Consider the following 23,612-nt stretch of genomic DNA (forward strand, 5'->3'; position numbering starts at 1 on the left):
CGCGATGGATCTGAGCTATTCCAAAGAGGAACTGGCGTTTCGCGATGAGGTGCGGGCGTTCCTTGCTGAGAAGCTGCCGAAAGAGATTTCGGATGCTGTGCGCGCGGGCGGAGAGCTGACCAAGGCGATGATGGAGGAGTGGCACGCCCTTCTGAATGCGCGGGGCTGGCTGGCGACAATCTGGCCCAAAGACTTTGGTGGGCCGGGATGGAGTCCTGTGCAGAAGCACATTTTTGAAGAAGAATGCTGTCGTGCCTATGCGCCGCGCATTGTGCCGTTTGGGCTGAATATGCTGGGGCCTGTGCTGATCGAATTTGGCTCCAAAGCGCAGCAGGATCACTATTTGCCGCGGATTTTGGATGGCACCGACTGGTGGTGTCAGGGGTACTCGGAACCGGGCGCGGGGTCAGACCTTGCGAGCCTGAAAACCCGTGCGGAGCGGGATGGGGATCACTGGGTGATCAATGGGCAGAAAACCTGGACCACACTAGGTCAGCACGCCGATTGGATTTTCTGTCTGTGTCGCACGGATCCTGAGGCCAAGCCGCAGGCGGGGATCAGCTTCATCCTTGTGGACATGGCGACACCCGGTATTGAGCTGCGCCCGATCAAGTTGATTGAGGGCGGTCACGAGGTGAATGAGATTTTCTTCACCGACGTGCGGGTGCCGATTGGCAATCTGGTGGGCGAAGAGAACAAAGGCTGGACCATTGCCAAGTTCCTGCTGACCCATGAGCGGACCGGGATTGCGGGGGTTGGTTTTTCCATACAGGCTCTTGAGGAGGTGAAGGCGATTGCCCGCAAGACCATGCGGGGTGGGCGACCCTTGATCGAAGACCCGCTGTTTGCGGCGCGGATCGCGCAGGCGGAGATTGATCTGGAGGCGATGAAAATCACCAATTTGCGCATGTTGTTCAAAGCACAGGCGCAGGGTGCGCCAGGGCCGGAAACCTCGCTTTTGAAAATCAAAGGCACGGTGATCAATCAGGAGCTCAGAGACCTCGCCCGCCGCGCGCTGGGCCCGGCGGCGGCCCCGTTCCCCGGCCATGTGGGTGAGGGCAATCTGATGTTTGGCCCGCCCGATACCGAGCACAATGCGGCGCGGTATTTCAACAATCGCAAGACTTCGATCTTTGGCGGATCCAACGAGATCCAGCGCAATATTGTGACCAAAACCATGCTGGAGCTCTGAGAGATGGATTTTAATCTGACGGAAGATCGCCAGATGCTGGCGGATACGCTGAGCCGGTTTCTGGCGGATCAATACCCTGTCGAGCACCGCATAAAGGTGGCGTATGAAGCGCCTTACCATGATCCCGCCCTTTGGGAGCAGATGGTGGAGTTGGGCGCGCTTTATGCGCTGGCACCTGAAAGCGCAGGTGGCATGGGTGGCACGGGATTTGATATCGCTGTTGTGTTTGAGGCGCTTGGCAAAGCGCTGTGTCCGGAGCCGGTTCTGGGCGCGTTGATGGCATCACGGCTTTTGACAGCGGCAGATGCGGATCAAGAAGCGTTGCTGACCGGGGCCACCAAATATGCGGTTGCGATCACAGAGATCGACGCGCCTTATGCACTGGAGCAGATTTCCACAGAGGCCCGTGAAACGGAGACAGGCTTTGTGCTCTCTGGGCGGAAGTCGACCGTGTATGGCGGGCAGGTGGCTGACGAAATCCTTGTGGCGGCACGTCATGGGGGCCGGCTTGGGGTTTTTGCCGTCACATCGGCGGATGCCAATATCACCGGCTATGGGATGATGGATGGCGGCGGGGCTGCCGAAGTGCTGTTGGATGAAACGCCGGCGCGGCTGGTTCTGGCAGAGGCGGAGGCAGCTTTGCAGGATGCGGTCAACGCAGGCATTGTGGCGCTTTGTGCTGAAGCTGTGGGGGCGATGGATGTGACCCATGCCACCACGGTCGACTACCTGAAGCAGCGCAAGCAGTTTGGTGTGCCAATTGGCAAGTTTCAAGTGTTGCAACATCGTGCCGTGGACATGTTGACCGAAATTGAGCAGGCGCGGTCAATTACCATCAAAGCGGCGGCGGAGCTTGGCGGAGAGGATGCCGCCAAATATGCGTCCATGGCCAAAAACATGATTGGTCGGGCTGCGCGGCTGGTGGCGGAAGAAAGCATTCAGATGCATGGCGGCATTGCGATGACCTGGGAATATGCGGTGAGCCATTATGCCAAACGTCTGGTGATGCTGGACGCGCAGCTTGGGGATACGGACTACCACCTGAGCCAAGTCATGAAAGGCTATGCCGCCTGAAAGGGGTGAGAGTGTCAGAAAGGCGCGCCACATATGCGGTGCGCCTTTCGTTTCTCTGGGTGTCTGTTTACCCCAGAATGCCCGGCCAGTTTGCCAGCCCGGCCTTGATGTTGCCGGGGATATCCTGACGCCAGAGCTCTTGTGCGCGCAGGTTTGCGTTCAGGTACAGTTTTCCGTCGTGCACTGTCCAAGCCTCTGGAATGGTTGGGGCCAGATAGCCTTTGGAGGCGGCATAAGCGCAGTAGCCGCCAAAAACAGGCGCATAGGCTGCGGGGTTGGCCTCAAATTTTGCCGCGTTTTGGGCGGTTGCGAAATGCCAGGTTGCCCCATTCCAATCGACCCGATTGGCACTGTCGCCTTTCACCGGTTTTTTCATTGTGAAATAGGCCACGGGGTCAATGCCGTTGATGGCGCGTGGGTTTTGAAACACCTGTGGTTTGGCGGCAAGTGCTGCGTTTGGTGCGAGGGTCAGAGCCAAGGGGGTGGCGGTGAAGAGGCCAAGAGCGGCGCGGCGTGTCAGCATGATCTGTCTCCTTTTCAGAATCAATATACGCATGTTGCGGCCCGAAAAGAGGTGGGGTCACCGGGCTGTGACCGCTCGTGAAACGGTGTTGGCTGATGGGTGTCGTGTCCTTGAGGTTGATTGGCGCGTTCGAAATGCGCTCAGTCGCTCAAATTCTAGAGGTTTCGAGCTGAAGTTCAGGGGGCAGGAAACCTTTCATTTACGGGTTTGGCGCAGCGTTTCGGTATGAACGTCCAACGCTATTTCTGGAGAAAATCGCAATGATCAATCGCCTGTTTTGCGCCGCTGCCGTGGCTTGTGCCTCTTTGGCGACAACAGCTTCCGCTGAAACAATTCGTCTTGTGCAAGATGAGGCTTATGCGCCGTACATGGGGGCCGAAAACGGGGCGCCGACGGGCATCTGGGTGGATGTCATCAACGAAGCGCTGACGCGGATCGACGCAGAGTATGATGTTGTGATCGAAGCTGTGCCATGGTCGCGTGCTGTGAACCTTGTCGAAAGTGGTCAGGCGCATGGTCTGATCGGCACCTACGTGCGCCGTGACTCCCGCCCATGGATCGGCACTTATTCCACCTCGCCGATGACGGAGAAAGTATCGGTCTATTGCCGCGAAGGTGTGGCCCAAGAAGGCTGGACCTATCCGGATGACTTTGGCGGGCTGACCTTTGGCAATAACGCCGGGTTTGGCACGCCGGGCGATGCCTTCTTTGATATGGTCGCGGGTGGCCTGATCACGCTGCAAGAGGCGCAGACCACCAAGCAGAACCTGATGAAACTCGATCGCGGTCGCATCGATTGCTACGTGCAGGAGCAGCTGGCCGCGGAGATGGTCATCAACGAGAATGATCTGAAAAACGTGGTGCGCGTTCTGGACACCTCTGCGGAGACGGCGCATGTGGGCTTCCGCGGTGACTGGCAGAGCGCGGAAGCGTCTGAGTTCATCGAGGCGTTTGATGCGGCAGTGCAATCCATGTTGGATGATGGCACCATGGATGCGTTGGTGGCTGCCACTATAGGCAGCTGATCTCGGTGACAGACAAAGCGCGGCTTTCCGGTTGTGAGGCCGCGCTTTTTCTTTGGGTGCTTGGGTTAAAGCACCTCAAAAAGACCCGCAGCGCCCATGCCGCCGCCGACACACATGGTGCAGACAACATATCTGGCACCCCGGCGTTTGCCTTCGATCAGGGCGTGGCCGACCATGCGGGCCCCGGACATGCCATAGGGGTGACCAATCGAAATTGCGCCGCCGTTCACATTGAGGATCTCGTTTGGGATGCCCAGAACGCGTGCGGAGTGCAGCACCTGACAGGCAAAGGCTTCGTTTAATTCCCAAAGCCCGATGTCATCGATCTTGAGCCCGTGCGCTTTCAGCAGTTTGGGCACAGCGTGGATCGGGCCGATGCCCATCTCATCAGGTTCCAGTCCGGCGGCCATTACACCCACATAGCGGCCAAGGGGCTCAAGCCCCTGTTTCTCCGCCATCTTTGCTTCCATGATCACGGAGGCTGAGGCCCCATCAGACAGTTGGGAGGCGTTGCCTGCGGTGATGTGTGCGCCCTGCTGCACTTGCTGGCCGTCTTTGAATACTGGGTTCAGGCCTTGCAGGTTTTCAAGCGTGGTGGTCGGGCGGTTGCCTTCGTCTTTCTCCAAGGTCACGTCGTGGAAAGAGATCTCTTTGGTGTCTTTGTCCATGAGCCCTTTGGTGGAGGGCAGCGGCACGATCTCCTCGTCAAACTTGCCTGCGGCCTGTGCGGCGGCGGTGCGTTGTTGCGATTGCAGTGCGTAGGCATCCTGATCTTCGCGGCTGACGCCATAGCGGGCGGCCACGATCTCAGCGGTTTCCAGCATAGACATGTAAAGCGCGGGTTTGTGTTCTTTGATCCACGGATCGACCAGCCGATCGCGGCGGATGTTTTCGTTTTGCACAAGCGAAATGCTTTCGACACCCCCGCCGATGGCAACCTCCATGCCGTCGTGGATCACCTGTTTGGCCGCTGTGGCAATCGCCATCATGCCAGAGGCACACTGGCGATCCAGCGACATGCCGGCAACACTGACAGGCAGCCCGGCGCGCACCACAGCCTGACGGCCAATATTGGTGCCGGTTGAGCCCTGTTGCAGCGCGGCGCCGATGATGCAGTCTTCGATCTCATGACCTTCAAGTCTGGCGCGCGACACCGCGTGGGAAACCGCATGGCCGATGAGTTCCTGAGCCTGCGTGTTGTTGAATGCGCCGCGATAGGCCTTGCCGATTGGGGTGCGGGCGGTGGAGACGATGAGTGCGTCGCGCATGGGAAAGTCCTGATGTTGTGTTCTGACTGCGGCTGATGCGTGAGGGCAGCTGTGTTAGCCGGCTTTCTTGAGGGCGGTGGCCTCTTTTTCAAAGCGCAGGTTTTTCCATTGGGCCACGAGCGCAGGTTTTTCCTCGCCTTTGATTTCAACGGTCACATTCCACTGGGTTTCGATCACACCGGGCTGGGGTTCTGCATATTTGGCCAGTGTGAAGCGGCCCCGGATTTCGGCACCAGCTTTCACCGGGGCGACAAAGCGGACACGGTCAAAGCCGTAGTTGATGCCGGTGCTTTCGGATTCCGTGCGTGGCACCGCATCGGCGATCATCTGAGACAGCAGAGACAGGGTCAGGAAACCGGGGGCAACTGTGCTGCCATAAGGCGTGTCTCGTGCCGCATCAGGATCGGTGTGAATGGATTGTGTGTCGCCGGTGGCCTTTGCAAAGGCGTCGATCATCGCCTGATCGACGCAGACCCATTTGGACAGGCCATATTCGCAGCCTACGCCATCTTCGAGTTTTAGAATGCGAGAAATCATGTGACCGGCCTCCCAACCGTTGCGCTGTGGTCTGCTAAATTTCGCAATGCGGAAATTTATTTCGCTTATTAATTAGAAAACGGGATTCGCCACGATCTGTCAATATGCAGAATGTTATTCTGCATAGCGGAATAATGAGCGAAGACACCAAGGGCGTGACCCCAATACGACCTTGGTGCGCTTGCGGAGGGCGCTGGCTCTGCATAGGTTGGCGGCGACATGGGCCACTGCGCCAAAGCCAAAGGGAAACGCCACCATGCATATGAGTGACCAGAGAGAGATTGCTGCGCCAGTGGCAGAAGTTTGGGCCGCGCTGTTGAGTGCAGACACGCTTTTGGCCTGCGTGCCTGGTGCCAAAGAGGTGACAGGCAATGCCGATGAAGGGTTTGAGGCCACTGTTGTGCAGAAGGTTGGCCCGGTGAAAGCCACCTTCAAAGGTAAAGTAGACTTGTCCAATCTGGTGGAAGGCCAGAGCCTGACATTGACGGGAGAGGGCAAAGGCGGCGCGGCAGGGTTTGCCAAAGGCGGGGCGGATGTGACGCTGGCAGCAACAGAAAGCGGCACGCTGCTGACGTATGATGTGGAGGCCAAAGTGGGCGGCAAGCTGGCCCAGCTCGGCAGCCGCCTGATTGATGGGTTTGCCAAAAAGATGGCCGATCAGTTTTTTACGAACTTTCAAACCGCGCTTGAGGGCCCTGCTGAGACTGAGGACGCCACAGAAGAGGCCCCGTCTGAGGGCGGTGGCGAGAAGAAGGGGTTGCTGAAGCGGTTGACCGGCGGATAGGCGCGCGTTGTGCGCATTTCAACCGCACCTGCGCAGAATGTCTGTGCGCAGGTGCACAACACGGTCTCGTGAAATTGTCCTTGGCGTTATGGCTGCGCCTGATAGGTTGCTGCTCTCACAGGAAGGGGAGCCGCAGCTGTGATTGTAGAGATTGAAAATCTGCGCAAGACCTATGCGGGTGGCTTTGAGGCGCTCAAAGGCATCACGCTGACCATAGAAAAAGGTGAAATTCTCGCGCTGCTGGGGCCAAATGGTGCTGGCAAGACCACGTTGATTTCCACGATCTGTGGCATCACCAAGCCGGGCTCTGGCCATGTGCGCGTTGGTGGACATGATGTGGTGACCGGCTATCGCCAAGCACGCTCGATGATTGGATTGGTGCCGCAGGAAATCAATCTGGAACCTTTCAACAAGGTGATTGATACGGTGACCTACACGCGCGGCCTGTTTGGCAAACCGCGTGATCCGGCCAAGATCGAGGCGATCCTGAAGCAGCTGTCGCTGTGGGACAAACGCAATTCCCGCGTGGTTGAACTGTCTGGTGGTATGAAGCGCCGGGTGCTGATTGCCAAGGCGCTGAGCCATGAACCTGATGTGTTGTTTCTGGATGAACCCACAGCGGGTGTCGATGTGGAGCTGCGCAAAGATATGTGGGACATCGTTGCCGGGCTGAAGGCGCAGGGCGTGACCATCATTCTGACCACCCACTACATTGAAGAGGCTGAAGCGATTGCCGATCGGGTGGGCGTGATCAATGGCGGTGAGTTGTTGTTGGTTGAAGAGAAAGACGCGCTGATGGCGCGGCTCGGGCAGAAAACCCTGCAGATCGACCTGCAGGAGCCTGTGTCTGAGATCCCAGAGGCGCTCGCAGCCTATGCTCTGGAACTGGTCGAAGGCGGCGTCGCATTGCGTTACAGCTACGACACACGCGGCGAGAGCACCGGCATCACCCGATTGCTGCGCGATCTGGCAGCGGCTGGGTTGTCGCTGAAGGACTTGCAGACCCAGCAATCCAGTCTGGAAGATATTTTTGTGGGTCTGGTTTCGGAGGGCGCGGCATGAACTGGTCTGCGGTTTGGGCAATCTATCAGACAGAAATGGCGCGTTTTTTTCGCACCATTGCGCAAAGCTTCATTTCACCTGTGATTTCGACCTCGCTATATTTCGTGGTGTTTGGTGCGGCCATCGGCAGCCGCATTGATGAGGTCGAAGGCGTGAGCTATGGCGCCTTTATCGTGCCCGGTCTGATCATGCTATCGGTGATGACACAATCGCTCTCCAACGCCTCATTCGGCATCTATTTTCCCAAGTTCATCGGCACCATGTATGAGCTGCTGAGCGCGCCGATCAACTTTCTGGAGATCGTGCTGGGATTTGTGGGGGCAGCGGCCACCAAGGCGCTGTTTATTGGCGTGGTGATCCTTGTGACGGCGATGATGTTTGTGGATGTGCCAATCCAGCATCCCGGCGCGATGGTGCTGTTTCTGGTGCTGACCTGCCTGAGTTTCTCGCTGTTTGGCTTTATCATAGGCATCTGGGCGGGCAACTTTGAACAGTTGCAGCTGATCCCGCTGCTGGTTGTGACACCTTTGGTGTTTTTGGGCGGGTCTTTCTATTCGATCTCCATGTTGCCGCCGATCTGGCAAAACATCACGCTGTTTAACCCCGTCGTCTATCTGATCTCTGGTTTCCGGTGGTCGTTCTTTGGCACAGCGGATGTGCCGATTGGGCTGAGTTTGTTGGCGATTGGCGGGTTTACGGCGATCTGTCTCGCCGCGATCTGGTGGATCTTTAAAACCGGTTGGCGGATCCGAAGCTGACGTAACGGCGTTTTGCGCAAGGCAAGTTTTTTGGCACCAATTGGTGCTTTCCTTCTGGCCTTGCCTTGTGAAAGGCATGTGCGCGTTCTACATCCGATCAAATGAAACGCTTGAATCCTTTCGCCAAGAAACCGCCCACCGTGGCGATTGTGCGCCTTCAAGGTGCGATCGCAGCCGGTTCGCGGGGGCAGCTGAACGATGCCACTTTGGCGCCTGTGATTGAAAAAGCCTTTAGCAAAGGCAAGCCTGCCGCTGTGGCGCTGGAGATCAACTCGCCAGGCGGGAGCCCCGTGCAAAGTGCGCTGATCGGGAGCCGCATTCGTCGTCTGGCCGACGAGAAGAGCATCCCCGTAATTGCCTTTGTTGAGGATGTTGCGGCCTCTGGTGGCTATTGGCTGGCCGCGGCGGCGGATGAGATCTATGCAGATGACAGCTCTGTTGTGGGCTCCATCGGGGTGATCTCTGCCGGGTTTGGTGCCAATGTTTTCCTGTCGCGGCAGGGGTTTGAGCGCCGGGTGCATACGGCGGGCAAAAGCAAGTCGATGATGGATCCGTTCCGTCCCGAAAAGCCTGAAGATGTGGCACGTCTGAAACAGATGCTGGAGCAGATCCACGACAATTTCATCGATCATGTGAAGGCACGGCGCGGCAGCAAGCTGGCCGAAGACCCTGCGCTGTTCACCGGTGAGATCTGGATTGGCCGCAAGGCCAAGGAGGTCGGGTTGATTGATGAAATCGGTCACCTTGCGCCCGTGCTGAAGGCGCGGTTTGGCGAAAAAGTCCGGTTCCGCCGCTATGGCGTGAAGCGATCGGTGCTGCAGCGCTTTGGGGCGACGCTGGCGCAGGATGCGCTGGCCGGGATTGAAGAACGCGCGGAGTTTGCGCGCTTCGGATTATAGCATGTTGGTTAAAGTCGTTACCTTTTTCCTGATTGGCATGGCGGTTCTGGCCATGTTTGGCAAACTGCGCCTGCCGGGGCAGAAGCTCCTTGGAAAGACACGGCTGAACTCAAAAAAATGCCCAAAATGCGGGCGCTTTCAAATTGGCAAAGGGCCGTGCCCCTGCCGCAAAAACATGGGGTAACACATGGAATGGCTGCTGGTTGGGCTTGGGCTGGTGATCCTGCTGTTGGCGGGCGATGCGCTGGTGCGTGGCGCCGTAAACGTGTCGCTGCGGATCGGTATCCCTGCGCTGATCGTTTCGCTGACGATTGTGGCGTTTGGCACGTCGGCGCCAGAGTTGTTGATCTCCATTGAAGCGGCGTTGAAAAACGCGCCCGGCATTGCACTTGGCAATGTGGTGGGCTCCAACATCGCCAATGTGTTGCTGGTGCTGGGCGTGCCCGCGTTGCTGGCGCCTATTCAGACGAGCCATTGCAATTCTCGTCGCAACTACGTGCTGATGATTGCCGCCAGTGTGCTGTTCATCGGTGTTGCGACGGCGGGTTTCTTCACCTTTGTCAGCGGTTTGATCCTGCTGGCGGGGCTGATGGTTGCACTGGGCAGTGCCTTTTATCAGGCGCGCTGTCATCGCAAGGCTGAGGCTGCCTGTGCGATGGAGGAAGAAGAAGAGGTCGAAGGCGCGGACCCGGATATGCCATGGTGGCGCATCGGGGTGTTTTTGGTGCTGGGCCTGATTGGCCTGCCGCTGGGGGCAGATCTGATGGTGGACAATGCCGAGGTGATCGCGCGCCGCTATGGGGTGAGCGACACGGTGATTGGTCTGACGCTGATCGCGCTGGGCACATCGCTGCCCGAGCTGGCCACCACGGTGATGGCGGCCCTGCGCCGTCAGGCGGATGTGGCTTTGGGCAATGTCATTGGCTCTAATTTGTTCAACCTGCTGGCCATTATTGGTGTGACCTCGCTGATCCATCCGATCCGTGTGGACCCGGACTTCTTTGAGTTTGATTTCTGGGTGATGTTGGGTGCGTCGCTGATGTTGATCCCGTTTGTATTTCTGCGACAGGACCTTACCCGTATTTGGGGTGTTGTCTTTACCGCGCTCTATCTGCTCTACATTGCGGTGACTTTGACGTAAGGCAGGAGAGCGCAATGCGGGCTTTGGTGACGGGCGCAGGGGCGCGGCTTGGGCAGGCAATGGCGGTCTATCTCGCAACGCGCGGCTATGACGTGGCCGTGCACTATGCCAGCTCCCACACCGGGGCCTTGGAGACCGTCGAAGGCATTGTGAAAGCCGGGCGTCGGGGCGTGACCTTGCAGGCCGATCTGCTGGATGAGAGGCAGACGCAGGCGTTGGTGCCACAAGCCGCAGAGGCTTTGGGAGGTCCGATCACCTGTCTGATCAACAATGCCTCGATTTTTGAGCACGACAGCCTGGAGACCGCGACGCGTGAAAGCTGGGATCGCCATATTGAAAGCAATCTGAGGGCGCCGTTTGTGCTGTCTCAGGCGATGGCGAAGCAAGGGCTGCGTGCCACGCCAGATACGGCGGGCGAGCCAGTGGCCGCAGGGCTGATTGTGAACATGCTTGATCAGCGGGTGCGAAAGCTTACGCCGGAATTTGCGTCCTACACGATTGCCAAGATGGGGCTCTGGGCGCTGACTCAGACCGCCGCGCAGAACGCGGCACCCCATTTACGGGTGAATGCCATTGGGCCGGGGCCAACTTTGCAGGGCAGTCGACAGTCCGAAGAGGACTTTGCCCAGCAACGCGCTCGGACTGTGCTGGAGCGTGGCGCGAATGTGGGGGATATTTGTGCCGCTCTCGGCTATCTGCTGGATGCAAAGGCTGTCACAGGACAGCTGATCTGTGTCGACGGCGGGCAGCATCTTGCGTGGCAGACACCGGATAATGCGGTTTCAGAGTAGGGCGCTGAGCCGCCTGATTTGCAATATCTGACATGCGGGTTTGGGTCTCTGTTTTGGAGCCATTCTAAAATGGGGGCGGCTGAGTTGTGCACGGATCACGGCGCTGTCATCTAAATGTTACTTTTTGTTAATGTTTTCAATAATTTGAGCTTTATACAAAAAAATATCGTTTAATTACATGTGCTTACAATATTGCCTAAAAAATAGGCGGATTAACATTCTGCGTTTAAAATAAGGAGTTTCGCTAAGGTTGAGGAAGATATCTCCAGACTTATCCACAGTTTCCGTGGATGTAATTCACCTTGCACGGGGGCGCTTAAGATTGCAGACCAACCAAAAGAATCATATTTGTCGGTCATGACTTCTGACATTGATACTTCGCCCGCGGGCCCGACCGGACACGCCTGTATTCAAGCCTATCTGAAAACGCTTGATGGCTCGCCCGGTGTGTACCGCATGCTCGATGCGCAGGCGCGGGTGCTGTATGTCGGCAAGGCCCGGAATTTGCGGGCAAGGGTGTCAAACTATGCGCGGCCCAGTGGGCACTCCGGGCGGATTGCGCGGATGATTTCTGAAACTGCGTCGATGATGTTTCTGACCACCAAGACGGAAACGGAAGCGCTGCTGCTGGAGCAGAATCTGATCAAGCAGTTGAAGCCAAAGTACAATGTGCTGCTGCGTGATGACAAAAGCTTCCCCTACATCTTCATTTCCTCAGAACATGACTTTCCGCGTATTGAAAAACATCGGGGGGCGAAAACACGTAAGGGGCGCTATTACGGACCCTTTGCGAGTGCGGGTGCGGTCAACCGGACGCTCAACACGCTGCAAAAGGTATTTCTGCTGCGCAGCTGCAGCGATCGTGAGGTTGAGGCGGGGGATCGGCCGTGCCTGAATTATCATATGAAGCGCTGTGCTGGCCCCTGTGGCAGCAAGATCAGCAAAGAGGATTATGCCAAGCTTGTGGCCGCGGCAGATGACTTTCTGCGTGGCCGCTCGACCAAGGTGCAATCCGATCTGGCAGAAGAAATGCAGCTGGCTTCAGAGAACTTGGAGTTTGAAAAAGCCGCAGCCTTGCGGGATCGCATTCGGGCGTTGACCCATGTGCAGAGCGCGCAAGGCATCAACCCGCAGGGCGTGAAAGAGGCTGACGTCATCGCGCTGCATCTGGAAAACGGGCAAGCCTGTGTGCAGGTGTTTTTCATCCGTGCCAATCAGAACTGGGGCAACCGCGATTTCTATCCACGTGTTGGCAGTGAGATTGAGGCGGCAGAAGTTTTGGAAGCTTTCATTGGCCAGTTTTATGACAGCAAAGAGCCGCCAAGGCAGCTGATCCTGTCGCATCCGATTGAAAACATAGAACTTATGGCGGAGGCGCTGAGTTCTAAGGCCGGGCGTAAGGTCGAGGTGATCGTGCCCAAACGTGGCGAAAAGGCGGAGCTTGTGGAAGGGGCCGCCCGCAATGCTCGCGAAAGCCTGGCGCGCAAGATGAGCGAAACCGCTACACAGGCAAAGCTGTTGGCCGGTATGGCAGAGGCGTTCAATCTGCCGGCGCCACCGCAACGGATCGAAGTCTATGACAACAGCCACATTCAGGGCGCCCATGCCGTGGGCGGTATGATTGTGGCTGGGCCAGAAGGTTTCATGAAAAACAGCTATCGCAAGTTCAACATCAAGGGGGATGAGATCACGCCGGGCGATGACTTTGGCATGATGAAAGAGGTGCTACACCGCCGTTTCTCTCGCTTGCAAAAAGAAGACCCGGATCGCGAAAAGGGCATGTGGCCGGATTTGTTACTGATTGATGGCGGGGCTGGGCAGGTGAGCGCGGTCCATGAAATCATGGTGCAGCATGGGGTGCATGAAATCCCAATGGTGGGCGTTGCCAAGGGGGTGGATCGGGATCACGGCAAGGAAGAGTTCCACCGTGTGGGGCAGCGCGCGTTTGCCTTGCGGCGCAATGATCCGGTGCTCTACTTCATCCAACGTCTGCGCGATGAGGCGCACCGATTTGCGATTGGCACCCATCGGGCCAAACGCGCCAAGACTGTGAGCGCAACGCCATTGGATGACGTGCCGGGTGTGGGCGCGACCCGAAAACGCGCATTGCTGGCGCATTTTGGCAGCGCCAAGGCCGTCACGCGCGCCAATTTGGCGGATTTGAAAGCGGTGGATGGCGTCTCTGACAAACTCGCAGAAACAATCTATGACTTTTTCCATGAGGGGGGATGAACCCTGCGTACGGTGGCCTTGTGGCGACAGGCAACACTTGTGGTGCGGAGAGGGCTTTTGATTGCACGGAAAAGCGCTTAGGAAGTGGCTATGACTTGGAACATACCCAATATTCTTTCTGTGCTTCGCCTGATTGCCGCGCCCATGATTGCGGTGATGTTTCTGTATTTCGAACGGCCTTATGCGGATTGGTTTGCGCTGATGCTGTTTATGACGGCCTCCGTTACGGACTGGTTTGATGGCTATCTGGCGCGGCTCTGGCGGCAGGAGACGCGGTTGGGGGCGATGATCGACCCGATTGCCGACAAAGCCATGGTGGTGATCGCGCTGATGGTGATTGTGGGGTATTCCTCGATGTCGCCGTGGCTGGTGCTGCCTGCGACGGTTATTCTGTTCCGTGAAGTGTTCGTGTCGGGCCTGCGCGAGTTCCTTGGGGATGTGGCTGGGACGCTCAAAGTCACCAAGCTGGCCAAGTGGAAGACCGCCACGCAAATGGTTGCGATTGCTTTCCTTTTTGGCCAAGGCGTGTTTGAGCATTACCTTGGCATGTCGGCCTGGGGCATGGATCAGGCGCTGGTCGATCAGATCATGCTGGGCGAGGTCGAAGACCTGCAGGGGCTGCGCTGGAAACACACCGGTATGGTCTGGGCTGGCTGGGTAGGACTTTTGTTGCTCTGGATTGCGGCCGCGCTGACCGCTATCACTGGGATTGACTACTTCAACAAGGCCAAGCCACATCTAAAGGATTGATCGCTATGGATGTTCTCTATTTCGCATGGGTGCGTGAGCGCATCGGGATCCCCAAGGAAAAGGTGGAGACCGAGGCAAAAAGCGTTGCGGAATTGGTGGAAGAGCTCAAGGCGCGGGAAGAGCGCTATGCGGTTGCCTTCTCTGATTTGAGCGCGCTTCGCGTGGCGGTGGATCAGGAGCTGACGGAGTTTGACGCGTCACTGGACGGAGTGCGTGAAGTGGCGTTTTTTCCACCAATGACAGGCGGTTAAGAGGAGCGGGCCATGCGGGTTGTTGTGCAGGAAGCGCCGTTTGACTTTGGCAAAGAAGCGCAGGAATTTGCGTCGGGCCACAGCAATATGGGCGCGATAGTCACCTTCACCGGTGTGGTGCGCGATGCCGATAAGGGCGGCATGGATCGCATGGTGATTGAACACTATCCCGGCATGACCCAGAAGGCGCTGGAGGCGATCGCCGAAGAGGCGGTAAGCCGTTGGACTCTCGGCGATGTTCTGGTCATCCACCGTCATGGCGAGCTGCGTCAGGGCGACATGATCATGATGGTGGCCACCGCGGCGCGCCATCGTGTGGATGCCTTTGAGGCGGCAGAGTTTCTGATGGATTATCTGAAGTCCCGCGCGCCATTCTGGAAGAAAGAATACACCGCAGACGGGGCCGAATGGGTGGCTGCGAAAGACGAGGATGAGGACGCGCTGAGCCGCTGGTGATCCTCATGGGACGCAGCGAGATGTCGGCTCGTTAACCAAAAAGTTTTCCCAAAACCGCACGTCGGTATCGCGTCGGTATCCCTACGGTATTGCGTCGGTGGAAATTTCTGTGGCCTATCGGTGGCCAAGTCTTACAGAAAAGAGCGGCGCAACAGAGGAAAGCGCAACGCCAAGAGTGGGTATGCGCGCTCCCGGCGGCACTCTCGGTTGCCGCCAGAAGCGTAAGGGTTCACAAGTTACCGCCCCAGCTGGCCGCGCAGTTCTTCAGCTTCCTGACGGGCGTCGCGCAGGCCGTCCATGGCGGCCGAAAGTTCGGCTTCGGTCTGGGTGAGCTGGTTGGTCAGCTCTGCCTCGCGCTGTTGCAGGTAGGTGATCGCCTGATCGCGGGTTTCTTCGGCCTCGTGCAGCTCTTGGCTCATGCGCTCCAGCTGGTCCACATCGGATTGGGCCACGCGGGTGAAACGGTGTACCAGCCAATTGGCAAACCAGCCCATACAGAAGGCCACAAACAGGATCACGGCTGTGGTCAGGATGAACTCAATACGGGTCATTGTTCTTCTGTCTCCTCGCCGTCGTTCTCTGCGGCGTTTTCGGTGGATGGGGCCTCTGCTGCTGCCTCTGGCTGGCCCTCTGCTTCGGTTTGTTCTGTGGTCGCTTCCGGCGCGGTGTCTGAAGGTGTTTCAGAGCCTGTGTCTGCGCTATCGGTTTCTGCCGGTGTGTCTGCTGTGTCTGCGTTTGCTGGTGCGGCCTCTTCTTCAGAGGGCGTATCCGCAGGTGTGGAGGCGTCTGTTGTTTGCGCTTCCGTGCCGTCGGTGGCTTGTTCAGCGGCTTCGGCGCCTGCCTCGGTTTCGGTGTCTGCTTGGGCTTCCGTTTCCGCGTCGCCCGTCTCTGTTTCTGGTGCTTCTGTGCCCTCTGGCAGGATGCGGACAAATTCGATGCGGCGGTTGGCCTCGCGGCCAGCCTCGGTGCCGTTGTCGGCAATCGGCTGGCTCTCGCCATATCCGACAGCGGTGTAGCCGGAGGTCAGCACGCGACGGTCCTGCAATGCGGTCAGAACGGCCTGCGCCCGGGTCTGGCTGAGCGCTTCGTTCATGGCCTCGCGGCCCTGACTGTCGGTGTGGCCCTGAATTTCGATGCGCAGGTCAGGGCAGGCTTCGAGTTGTTCGGCGAGTTGCGCGATGATGGGGCCAGCGCTTTCATCCAGCGTGGCTTTGCCCGGTTCAAAGGCAATTTTGGTGCTGTCCTGCAGCGCCTGAATGTTGGCCATGCATTCCTCGGCGGTGGGAATGCCTGCGAGGGGATCAAGCGCCTCGACATAGGTCACATTGATGGCGAAGTGGTCTGTCTGGCTGAGTTTGTCCGCGAGCAGTTGTGCAATGCGGGCGTTGGCCTCGGTGCTGCCGGTGTTGCCGGAAATGGACACGGCGTCAGGGGTGACTTGCAGCACGCCATTGTTCAGCAGTGAGAGCGCATCAAGCCCGGCCATGACGCGGAAGGGCCAGGAGGGGGGCAGCGTGTCATCAAGGCGGGTGGCCATATAGACCGTGTCGCTGCTGAAACGGGCGCGGGCGTAGCTGTCTGTGGTGTCGCGTGCGATCTCATTTGGCAAACGGCCACGCAGTTGCAACAGGCCCTCTGGGCTGAGTGTCGCGGTGAAGTCCTGTGCGAATGCGCTGTCATCATCGGTTTCTGGCGCAGGTGGCAGGATTGCGAGCAGGGCAAAGGCGTCGGGCAGGGCGGCTTCGGTTTCGGCGGCGACTTTATCAAACAGGCCCTGCTCCGTGCCCTGTTGCGCCGTGAGGGTGACATCGGCATCCGAGATGGTCAGCGTGCCGCCGCCAAGTTCAGACAGGCCCTTGAGGGAAGCGACCACCGCATCCGCCCAGCGGGTGGAGGGCACGCCGAGGCCAATCACACAGTCTGCGGTGCCGGTGAGGCCCGCGTCGCGTGCGGCGCTGAGAATGCGGCTGCGTGCGGCCTCTGTATCGGCAGAGCAGGCATCAAAGCGGGCGCTGTCTTCGGTCAGAACAAATCGCAGGGTGAACGGTGTGATCACCGGGCGCGGGGCTGAAATGGCGAGGTTGACCTCGACCGTTTTGGGCGCGCGGCGCATCAGATCGGTTTCCAGCGCGGTGCGGGCTTCGGCGCTGTCGGCCATGGCGGTGACGTCGACGCGCCCGGCCTGAACCGAGATTTTGGCACGGGGGAGCTCTTCGAGCGCGCCAAGCGCATAGCGCACAGCTGGGCGCCAGCCGGTGGGCGCGGTGTAATCGGCGGTCTCCAGAAAATCGGCGACGTCCTGCGCGCCGGAGGCGTCTTTCAGGTCGCGGATGATGGCGGCGCGGTCTGCGCTTTTGGGAATCAAGCCGATAAGAGAGATGCCCGCGTCGTTGCGCAGGATTTCCACCGAGAAACGCGGTGGCGCGATGGCGGCGGTGGCGGGCACCTGCATGTTGTCGATCACGCGGGAGGCATCAACAATGCGGCTGGCAGCAGAGACGGCGCGGAACCGGTCTGCCTCGGTTGGGGCGACCCCGGCGAGGAAGATCTGCAGACCTTCGGCATGGACTTCGGCCCAGTCCATATTGCTGCTGGTCAGCTCACGCTCCACGGCGGTGCTGGAGGTTTCCTCAATCAGGTCGGCAGACAGGCTGGCGGCAACGAGGCTGAGCAGGGCCGCAGTGGCAAAAGTGACAAAGAGGATCAGTAGGGAAGATAGTCGCATTCAAGAGTGCCGTTGGCCAGAGGTTGGCAAGGTGATACGACGCGACGCGCGCGCTTGCAATCACAGGAAAAAGGCGGTGGCGAAAAACAGCAGAGGGAGGAGCCCTGCATCGCGGTTGGAGCGGAACAGCATGACGAGGCGTTCGGCATCATCGGTTTGCAGCATCCGCAACTGCCACTGCATGTGCCAGCCCATGGCGACAGGCCCCATCAGCGCCACGACAAGGGCGACAGGGGAGAGCGGCAGGGCGGTCATGAGCGTTGCCAACCCCATCAGGGCCACCGTGGCGATCAGGAAGCCTTGTAACCACTGCGGGCTGTTTTCGCCAAACAGACGTGCGGTGGATTTGATGCCGATGAGGGCGTCATCCTCGGTGTCTTGGTGGGCGTATATAGTGTCATAAAACAAGGTCCAGGCGATGCCTGCCACATAGAGCACCACCGCGGGGGCATTGAGCGTGCCGTTGTGGGCTGTCCACGCCAAAAGGGCGCCCCAGTTGAAGGCGAGGCCCAGAAACACCTGTGGCCACCATGTGAAGCGTTTGGCAAAAGGATAGATGGCGACGGGGATCAGGGAGGCGATGCCCAAGAGGATGGCATTCACATTGAAACTGAATAGGATCAGCGCGGCGATCACGGCCTGTGCCACCATCCAGACAGCCGCCTGTTTGACGCTGACCTGACCGGAGGGGATCGGGCGGGAACGGGTGCGGGCGACTTGGGCGTCAAACTCGCGGTCGGTGATGTCATTCCATGTGCAGCCTGCGCCGCGCATGAGAAAAGCGCCAAGCGCGCAGCCAAGCGCGATCCAGAGATCGTGCCAGGAGGCCTGCCCATCCCAGAGCATGGCGAGCAGAAGCGACATCCAGCAGGGCAGCAGCAAGAGCCATGTGCCAATCGGGCGGTCGGCGCGCGACAGGCGCAGGTAGGGGCGCGTCCACGCCGGCGCGAGATGGTCCACCCAATTGCCGCGCACGGCGTCAGAGACCTGACCTTTTGGTTCTTCCTTCGCGGGCGTGTCGGCCATATGTAGGTTCCTATGAAACAGGCAAAAGTCAGATTGTATGTAGAGCAGGGGCTGGGGGAAGGGCAAACCATTCCTCTGTCCAAAGAGCAGGCGCATTATCTTTTTGGGGTGATGCGGATGGCGGTGGATGATCCGGTGCTGCTGTTTAACGGGCGGGACGGCGAATGGCGCTGTGTTGTTACCGTGGCCAACAAGCGCAATGGCGAGCTGGTGTGTGAGGCGCAGACCAAGCCGTTGCAGATGCCGCCGGACCTGTGGCTGTGTTTTGCCCCGATCAAAAAGGCGCGCACGGATTTCATCGTCGAAAAAGCCGCCGAGATGGGGGCGGCACGGATTGTGCCGGTGAACACGGATTTCACCAACAGCGAGCGCATCCGGCAGGATCGGCTTCAGGCCCATGCGGTAGAAGCGGCCGAGCAATGTGGTGGCACCTATGTGCCAGAGGTGGCCGAGCTGACCAAGCTGGAGCGGCTGTTGGCGGATTGGCCCGAGGGGCGGCAACTGATGTTTTGTGACGAGACAGAGGTGGGCAGCGCCAAGCGGCTTGCAGCCTCTGAAGGTGGCGCTTGGGCGATTCTGATTGGCCCAGAAGGCGGGTTTAGCGCGGCGGAACGGGCAAAGCTGCGGGCCTTGCCGTTTGCCCATGTGGTGAGCCTTGGGCCTCGGATTTTGCGTGCGGATACAGCGGCGGTGGCGGCGATGACGCTTTGGCAGCAGGCCTTGGGGGACTGGGGATGAGCTGGCGGGAGATTGACCAGAGTGATCTTGCATGGGTGGAGGCTTTCCTGAGAGAGCACATCCAGAGCTCGATGTTTTTTCTGAGCAATCTTGTGGAACATGGGCTGAACAGCCAAGCGGAACGCGCCATGCGCATTTGGGCGCTGCGTGATGGGCGCAAAGGGCTTTTTGCGCTCTCCAATGGCGGGATGATCCTGATGCAAGCGCCCGATGCCGCCGAGGATGATTGGCGGGCGGCAGCAGAGCTTTGCAAAGGCCGTGCGTTGATCGGTTGTCTTGGCGAAGGCGATCAGGTGGCTGCGTTTTTTGCGGCGACGGGCTTGGGCGAGCGCCCGATGTCTCTGAATGAAAGAGAACCGGGCTACAGGCTCGATTTGGCGCTGATGGTGATGCCGGAGTGCGACGGCTTTGCCTTGGTACCGCTTGATGAGACGCACCGCGCCTTGGCCATTGCGTGGCGAGCCGTCTATCACGGCGAGGTTTTGGGCACGCCAGAACACAAATGTGTTGAGATCGCCGCGCGCGATATTGCCGGATGCATCGAACGGGACAGCCACCGGATTTTGCTCAAGGACGGCGTGCCGGTGGCGATGACCGGGTTCAACGCTACCTTGCCAGATACGGTGCAGATTGGCGGGGTGTTCACGCCTTCTGAGGCGCGCGGGCAGGGGCTGGCACGGCGGGCGGTGGCTTTGCATCTGGAGGAAGCCAAGGCGCGGGGCGTGACACAGGCGATCCTGTTTGCCGCCAGTGCGGCTGCGGCGCGGGCCTATGAGGCTATTGGGTTTCAGCGGGATGGAACGTTTTCATTGATGCTGTTTGCGGATGAAGAGGAGATGGCGTGACATGAGATTTCATCCACACGTCAAAGAGTTGAAAGAGCCGCGCCTGACCCTGGGAGGAAGCGAATGCGCCCTCCCGTGGGGAGGCCCCCTCTCGGGAGCTTTTCTGCGAAAAGCCCCTGACGGGCAATGGGGCGCTGCCCGACGGTTCCGTCGGGCGAAGGCTATGAGGAGAACATGATGAGTTTCTTTCGACCGGAAGCGCGGGAGGCTTTGGTGCAGTGGCGCGAGACCTTGGTGGGCGCGGCGGTTTTGCTGCTTGGGCTGTGGTGGGCCAGCGGCTTTGGCCTCTTGAAATGGCTGGGTATCGGGCTTGTGGCCGTCGGGGCTGTGCTGATCGTCAGCGGCATTCAGCGGGCGCGGTTTCGCAACGGTCAGGGTGGCCCCGGCGTGGTGCAGGTGGATGAGGGCGAGGTGGCTTACTTTGGCCCGCTCAATGGCGGCAGCGTGGCGATGCGCAGCCTCAGCCGTGTGGTGCTGGATGGGCGCAGCCATCCGCCGGTCTGGGCGCTGTATCAGCCGGGGCAGGCGCCTTTGCAGATCCCTGTGAACGCCGCGGGGAGCGATGCGCTGTTTGACGCCTTTGCCAGCCTTGAGGGCATCAAGACCGAACATATGCTGGCGCAGTTGAAGGCCGCGCCTGATCACCCGGTTGTGATCTGGGCAAAAGAGGATCGCAGGCTGCATTGACACGGCCTGCAAAAAACCCCACCACAGACGCCTGAAACCAGTCTCAGGAGCAGAGCATACGCCATGTCCATTCCACAGTCCGGCGGCGGCCCGATCGAGCATCATGACCAGTTGGCTGAATACCTCAGCTCCGGCTGTAAGCCGCGTGAAGACTGGCGGATTGGCACCGAGCATGAGAAATTTGGCTATTGCAAAGACAGCCTGAAACCCCTGCCATATGAGGGCGAACGCTCTATTCTGGCGGTGCTGGAAGGGCTGCGCGATGGCCATGGCTGGACCCCTCTGGAAGAGGGCGGCAAGCTGATTGGTCTGGAAAAAGACGGGGCCAATGTGAGCCTGGAGCCCGGGGGGCAGCTGGAGCTGTCTGGTGCGCCGCTGGAGAACATTCACCAGACCTGTGATGAGGTGAATCAGCACCTCAAGGATGTGAAAGACATCGCCGACAAGATTGGCGTGGGCTTCATCGGGCTGGGCTCTGCCCCGATCTGGAGCCATGACGAGATGCCGGTGATGCCCAAGGGGCGTTACAAGCTGATGACCGACTACATGGACCGCGTGGGCACCATGGGGAAGGTCATGATGTATCGCACTTGCACGGTGCAGGTGAACCTCGACTTCTCAAGCGAAGCGGACATGGTGCAGAAGCTGCGCGTGGCGCTGGCGCTGCAGCCGGTGGCTAATGCGCTGTTTGCCAATTCGCCGTTTCTGGACGGCAAGCCCAATGGGGTGAAATCCACCCGGGGTCTGGTCTGGCGCAATCTGGATAACGCGCGCACGGGCATGTTGCCCTTTGTGTTTGAAGAGGGTTTTGGCTTTGAGCGCTGGGTGCAATATGCGCTGGATGTGCCGATGTATTTTGTCTACCGCGATGGCAAATACATCAATGCGCTGGGCATGAGCTTCCGTGACTTTCTCAAAGGCGAGCTGCCTGCATTGCCCGGTGAAACCCCAACCCTGAGCGACTGGGCGGACCATCTGACCACCGCTTTCCCTGAGGCGCGGATCAAGAAATTCATGGAGATGCGCGGGGCCGATGGTGGCCCATGGCGACGTCTGTGCGCCTTGCCGGCTTTCTGGGTTGGCCTGATGTATGATCAATCCGCGCTGGATGCGGCCTGGGATCTGGTCAAAGGCTGGGATGCGGAGACCCGTGAGGCGCTGCGTGTGGCGGCGAGCGAACAGGCGCTGCAGGCGCAGGTTGGCAAGATCAACATGCACGATCTGGCGCGCGAAGTGCTGGCGATTTCAGAAGCGGGGCTGAAAGCGCGCGGTCAGGCTGGGGCCGGAGGGCTGGTGCCGGATGAGACCCATTTCCTCAACGCGCTGAAAGAAAGCGTCGAGAGCGGTCAGGTGCCTGCGGATGAATTGCTGGCGCAGTACCATGGCGAATGGGATGGCGATCTGAGCAAGATATACGCCGCACACAGCTACTGAGTATTGAAAGAGGTCCCCTTGGGGGCCTTTTTTCTTGGCTGATCTAGCCCAGATGCGCGTCGTCTTGGCGATCCTTGGGGAACAGCGTGATCATGTCTTCGGGCAGATCAAGAACCGCGAGCAGTTCGTGAAAGCCACTGACAACTTCCACCGTGACCATGCCGGGATCCATTTCGGCGAGCGCAATGAACATGTCGGACAGCCAGCGGCCCGGATCAGAGTCATAGATCGCAAACATGCAGAACGCAGCACCGCGTGCGCCGTGGCGTTCGCGGGTGAGCCGAGAGAAGGCCTGCATCTGATCAAAACCGATGTCAAAACTCTCCATATCCAGCATGTCGATCACAGAATGCGTTCCGGGCACAAAGGCGGGGTTCTGATGGATTTCAGCGGTGGAGCGGCCGAGCTCTTCCATTGTGACGTGCCCTGAGAAACGACGATACACAAGCGACGCGTCGGGCAGAAAGGTGTCTTGAATTGGCATGGGCTGAGACGTTTTCAATAAGCGTTTGCGCTGTCGCTAATAGTGTATCGCGACAGTGTAAAGAGTGTGAACTCACGATAGTGAGACAGGATTATTTTTTAACGATTTTAGTATGTTATGACTGAATAAAGGTGTCGCGAATGGAGCCGCAAGTGCCGCTTAGGTGCCGCGCTAGAGCAGGTGCGATTCTGTGTGGCAGGACGCGGGAAACAGCGCGATGTCTTCCGGGGACAGATCCAACAGCGCAAACGCTTCCGGATAGCCCTGAACAATCACCAGATCATTGCCATGATCCACGGCCGCGGCGAGATCTGTGAACATGTCGGCAACTTTGCTGGACATGTTGCTGGGGGCGATGATGATGAGTGTGATTTTGGTTTGGCGCGCTGCATGAATGGCTTGGGAATCTTTTGCGAAGGCCAACATTTCATCAAATCCGATGTCAAACGCGGTGGTGGCGCTGCAATCGACGATTTCATTCATGCCCACTTCGAAGTCGGGATCTTCGTAGACGGTTTTCCAGGCGTCGCGCAGCTCTGGCATCGTGAGCGCGCCTGAGTGCGTGACATGGGTGACCGAGATCTCTTTGAAAATGTTGATAGTTGTTGGCATATTGCTTGTTCCGAAACACATGACCCTACCGGTGCAATAGGCGTGATAGGTTAAGTTCCTGCGACCTTTTGGCGGCGCCCTTCGGTGCGGTGCTGCGGGCGTGCCACATCCCATGTGATGTCGTCAACTCATACTGTCGGAAAACGACGCGCAAACGCTCAGCCGCGCGTATTGGAACACAGGTCTGGTTTGGTGTGGGGCAGTCGGCAGATTTTTAGGAAATTGTGGTAAATTCGAAGCGAATTTCCTGCAAACCGAACCGGACGCATTAGCGGATCATCAATCAATATGTGCGTTTTTAGGGGGAGCCAGTGTGCG

The 23,612-nt window shown here is 58.7% G+C and carries 26 protein-coding genes; 18 read left to right on the forward strand and 8 right to left on the reverse strand.

Translation table 11 applies throughout. The features are described from left to right. Positions 1-4: 4 nt before the first annotated feature. Positions 5-1,192: an acyl-CoA dehydrogenase family protein gene (locus J7413_RS15540; RefSeq protein WP_209099830.1), complete on the forward strand. Its 1,188-nt coding sequence runs from the start codon at positions 5-7 to the stop codon at positions 1,190-1,192. Positions 1,193-1,195: 3 nt separating this feature from the next. Continuing rightward, on the forward strand, positions 1,196-2,266 hold the full coding sequence (locus tag J7413_RS15545) for an acyl-CoA dehydrogenase (protein WP_209099832.1): 1,071 nt from the start codon (positions 1,196-1,198) through the stop codon (positions 2,264-2,266). A gap of 67 nt (positions 2,267-2,333) precedes the next feature. Here J7413_RS15545 and J7413_RS15550 read toward each other — a convergent pair whose 3' ends face one another. Then, on the reverse strand, positions 2,334-2,789 hold the full coding sequence (locus J7413_RS15550; protein ID WP_209099834.1) for a YHS domain-containing (seleno)protein: 456 nt from the start codon (positions 2,787-2,789) through the stop codon (positions 2,334-2,336). 260 nt (positions 2,790-3,049) lie between these two features. On the opposite strand from J7413_RS15550, the gene J7413_RS15555 reads away from it, so the two are divergent. After that, positions 3,050-3,814 carry a transporter substrate-binding domain-containing protein gene (locus J7413_RS15555; protein WP_209099836.1) on the forward strand — a complete coding sequence of 255 codons (765 nt, stop codon included), beginning with the start codon at positions 3,050-3,052 and terminating at the stop codon, positions 3,812-3,814. Positions 3,815-3,879: 65 nt separating this feature from the next. On the opposite strand, the gene J7413_RS15560 is transcribed toward J7413_RS15555, so the two are convergent. After that, entirely contained in the window at positions 3,880-5,082 is a 1,203-nt protein-coding gene (locus tag J7413_RS15560; protein WP_209099838.1) for an acetyl-CoA C-acyltransferase, read from the reverse strand. Positions 5,083-5,136: 54 nt separating this feature from the next. After that, positions 5,137-5,619 carry a MaoC family dehydratase gene (locus J7413_RS15565; protein WP_209099840.1) on the reverse strand — a complete coding sequence of 161 codons (483 nt, stop codon included), beginning with the start codon at positions 5,617-5,619 and terminating at the stop codon, positions 5,137-5,139. Positions 5,620-5,875: 256 nt separating this feature from the next. Between J7413_RS15565 and J7413_RS15570 the strand changes: the two genes are divergently transcribed. The 11 genes from J7413_RS15570 (at position 5,876) to J7413_RS15615 (ending at position 14,743) form a co-directional block, all read left to right on the forward strand. Next, entirely contained in the window at positions 5,876-6,403 is a 528-nt protein-coding gene (locus J7413_RS15570; RefSeq protein WP_209099842.1) for a carbon monoxide dehydrogenase subunit G, read from the forward strand. Positions 6,404-6,541: 138 nt separating this feature from the next. Continuing rightward, positions 6,542-7,465: an ABC transporter ATP-binding protein gene (locus J7413_RS15575; protein ID WP_209099844.1), complete on the forward strand. Its 924-nt coding sequence runs from the start codon at positions 6,542-6,544 to the stop codon at positions 7,463-7,465. Beyond that, positions 7,462-8,223 carry an ABC transporter permease gene (locus tag J7413_RS15580; protein ID WP_209099846.1) on the forward strand — a complete coding sequence of 254 codons (762 nt, stop codon included), beginning with the start codon at positions 7,462-7,464 and terminating at the stop codon, positions 8,221-8,223. Before J7413_RS15575 ends, J7413_RS15580 begins: the two co-directional genes overlap by 4 nt. Positions 8,224-8,324: 101 nt before the next feature. Continuing rightward, positions 8,325-9,122, forward strand: a complete 798-nt coding sequence (locus J7413_RS15585) for a S49 family peptidase (RefSeq protein WP_209099848.1) — start codon at positions 8,325-8,327, stop codon at positions 9,120-9,122. A gap of 1 nt (position 9,123) precedes the next feature. Then, positions 9,124-9,306, forward strand: coding sequence for a hypothetical protein (locus J7413_RS20550; RefSeq protein WP_247743564.1), 183 nt, complete (start codon positions 9,124-9,126; stop codon positions 9,304-9,306). Positions 9,307-9,309: 3 nt separating this feature from the next. After that, positions 9,310-10,263, forward strand: coding sequence for a calcium/sodium antiporter (locus J7413_RS15590; protein WP_209099850.1), 954 nt, complete (start codon positions 9,310-9,312; stop codon positions 10,261-10,263). A 14-nt stretch (positions 10,264-10,277) separates the two neighbouring features. Further along, positions 10,278-11,054, forward strand: coding sequence for an SDR family oxidoreductase (locus tag J7413_RS15595; RefSeq protein ID WP_209099853.1), 777 nt, complete (start codon positions 10,278-10,280; stop codon positions 11,052-11,054). A 357-nt stretch (positions 11,055-11,411) separates the two neighbouring features. Further along, positions 11,412-13,286, forward strand: coding sequence for an excinuclease ABC subunit UvrC (gene uvrC, locus J7413_RS15600; RefSeq protein WP_209099855.1), 1,875 nt, complete (start codon positions 11,412-11,414; stop codon positions 13,284-13,286). Positions 13,287-13,376: 90 nt separating this feature from the next. Beyond that, positions 13,377-14,036: a CDP-diacylglycerol--glycerol-3-phosphate 3-phosphatidyltransferase gene (pgsA, locus tag J7413_RS15605; protein ID WP_209099857.1), complete on the forward strand. Its 660-nt coding sequence runs from the start codon at positions 13,377-13,379 to the stop codon at positions 14,034-14,036. 5 nt (positions 14,037-14,041) lie between these two features. Then, on the forward strand, positions 14,042-14,287 hold the full coding sequence (moaD, locus tag J7413_RS15610) for a molybdopterin converting factor subunit 1 (protein ID WP_209099859.1): 246 nt from the start codon (positions 14,042-14,044) through the stop codon (positions 14,285-14,287). Positions 14,288-14,299: 12 nt separating this feature from the next. Continuing rightward, on the forward strand, positions 14,300-14,743 hold the full coding sequence (locus tag J7413_RS15615) for a molybdenum cofactor biosynthesis protein MoaE (RefSeq protein WP_209099861.1): 444 nt from the start codon (positions 14,300-14,302) through the stop codon (positions 14,741-14,743). Positions 14,744-14,979: 236 nt separating this feature from the next. On the opposite strand, the gene J7413_RS15620 is transcribed toward J7413_RS15615, so the two are convergent. Genes J7413_RS15620 through ubiA form a run of 3 tightly spaced genes read right to left on the reverse strand, consistent with a single transcriptional unit; the run spans position 14,980 to position 18,494 of the window. After that, entirely contained in the window at positions 14,980-15,294 is a 315-nt protein-coding gene (locus J7413_RS15620; protein WP_209065848.1) for a hypothetical protein, read from the reverse strand. Then, the gene (locus J7413_RS15625; RefSeq protein ID WP_209099863.1) at positions 15,291-17,468 is read right to left on the reverse strand and encodes an OmpA family protein; all 2,178 of its coding nucleotides are present in this window, start codon (positions 17,466-17,468) and stop codon (positions 15,291-15,293) included. Before J7413_RS15625 ends, J7413_RS15620 begins: the two co-directional genes overlap by 4 nt. A gap of 60 nt (positions 17,469-17,528) precedes the next feature. Next, positions 17,529-18,494 (reverse strand): 4-hydroxybenzoate octaprenyltransferase, encoded by a 966-nt coding sequence (gene ubiA, locus J7413_RS15630; protein ID WP_247743565.1) that lies wholly within the window; start codon positions 18,492-18,494, stop codon positions 17,529-17,531. A gap of 12 nt (positions 18,495-18,506) precedes the next feature. On the opposite strand from ubiA, the gene J7413_RS15635 reads away from it, so the two are divergent. The 4 genes from J7413_RS15635 (at position 18,507) to J7413_RS15650 (ending at position 22,198) form a co-directional block, all read left to right on the forward strand. Continuing rightward, positions 18,507-19,232 carry a 16S rRNA (uracil(1498)-N(3))-methyltransferase gene (locus tag J7413_RS15635; protein ID WP_209099867.1) on the forward strand — a complete coding sequence of 242 codons (726 nt, stop codon included), beginning with the start codon at positions 18,507-18,509 and terminating at the stop codon, positions 19,230-19,232. Next, positions 19,229-20,077 carry a GNAT family N-acetyltransferase gene (locus J7413_RS15640; RefSeq protein WP_209099869.1) on the forward strand — a complete coding sequence of 283 codons (849 nt, stop codon included), beginning with the start codon at positions 19,229-19,231 and terminating at the stop codon, positions 20,075-20,077. The genes J7413_RS15635 and J7413_RS15640 overlap by 4 nt, the downstream gene beginning before the upstream one ends. A 177-nt stretch (positions 20,078-20,254) precedes the next feature. After that, positions 20,255-20,764 (forward strand): hypothetical protein, encoded by a 510-nt coding sequence (locus J7413_RS15645; protein WP_209099871.1) that lies wholly within the window; start codon positions 20,255-20,257, stop codon positions 20,762-20,764. Positions 20,765-20,827: 63 nt separating this feature from the next. Continuing rightward, entirely contained in the window at positions 20,828-22,198 is a 1,371-nt protein-coding gene (locus tag J7413_RS15650; RefSeq protein WP_209099874.1) for a glutamate--cysteine ligase, read from the forward strand. 43 nt (positions 22,199-22,241) lie between these two features. Here the strand turns inward: J7413_RS15650 and J7413_RS15655 are convergent, their stop codons facing one another. Beyond that, a complete protein-coding gene (locus tag J7413_RS15655; RefSeq protein ID WP_209099875.1) occupies positions 22,242-22,682 on the reverse strand; it encodes a hypothetical protein in 441 nt (146 codons plus the stop codon). A 171-nt stretch (positions 22,683-22,853) separates the two neighbouring features. Beyond that, positions 22,854-23,294, reverse strand: coding sequence for a hypothetical protein (locus tag J7413_RS15660; protein ID WP_209099877.1), 441 nt, complete (start codon positions 23,292-23,294; stop codon positions 22,854-22,856). Positions 23,295-23,612: the final 318 nt, after the last annotated feature.

Origin of the sequence: Shimia sp. R10_1, from assembly GCF_017744095.1 — a bacterium.
In the GTDB taxonomy this organism is placed as follows: Bacteria; Pseudomonadota; Alphaproteobacteria; order Rhodobacterales; family Rhodobacteraceae; genus Shimia.